At 64.2% G+C, this 948-nt stretch carries 1 protein-coding gene; it reads right to left on the bottom strand.

Annotation, left to right across the window (positions count from 1 at the left end; all coding sequences use genetic code 11):
- Positions 1–898 (bottom strand): IS5 family transposase gene (locus AC5Y3P_RS22330; protein WP_410431126.1). Its coding sequence is split into 2 segments (ribosomal slippage): positions 1–553 and positions 552–898, totalling 900 coding nucleotides; the frame shifts between segments, so codons are not numbered across the junction.
- Positions 899–948: the final 50 nt, after the last annotated feature.

Genomic DNA, 948 nt, shown 5'->3' with positions numbered 1-948 from the left:
CTAGGCCGTGTCTGATAAATGCGGTAGCCAGAGTGTGATGGCCCGTAGGACCGCTGCGCCCCGGTAGACGATGGCGAGTTTGTCGTAGCGGGTGGCCAGACCACGCCACTGCTTGGTGACGCTGAATCCTCGTTCAACAACGTTGCGGCCCTTGTAGTCCTCGGCGTCGAATGCTGGCGGTCGGCCGCCGTGGGTGCCTCGACGTTTCCGGTGGCCGATCTGATCGGACGGTTCGGGAATGACAGCGACGATCCCTCGTCGGCGCAGCCGCTGCCGGGTCGCTCGGCTGGAATAGGCCTTATCTCCGCGCAGGCGATCGGGCCGGGTGCGGGGCCGCCCAGGCCCGCAGCGCTCAACTTTGAGGTGGGCGAGCAAATGCTCCAGGACTGGTCCGTCGCCTGCCTGGCCGGCGCTCACGAGCACCACCAACGGTCGTCCGTGGCCGTCGACGAGGTGATGGATCTTGCTGGTCAACCCGCCGCGTGAGCGACCAATGCCGTGGTCAGGCGGCTCGCTCGCCAGATTTGTGTAATTCGACCCAGCCCCCTGTGTCACGGGTGATGTTCGTGGCATGTTGGTGAGCGCGGGCGATCGTGGAATCCACCGACACCGCCCAGTCGATGATCCCGGCCTCGTCGGCGGCGGCTAGCAACCGAGCCAGCACCATGTCCCAGGTGCCGTCGGCACTCATTCGTCGATGCCAGGTCCAGATCGACTGCCACGGCCCGAACACCTCCGGCACGTCGCGCCAGGCGATCCCGCACCGATACCGATAGATGATGCCTTCCACCATCGAACGCGCATCCTGAAAGGGTCTGCCCCGCTTACCCGTACGTGCAGGAAGCAGATCCTCGATCAACGACCACTGAACATCGGTAAGCAGCTGAAACCGCGACATACCTCAAGCCTCCGGCATAACACCCGAAACCTTTGTCAGACACGCCCTAG

Source organism: Mycobacterium sp. NGS45 (genome assembly GCF_059812645.1).
The sequence above is the reverse complement of the archived record's forward strand: the minus strand, read 5'-3'. Positions and strand labels throughout refer to the sequence as shown.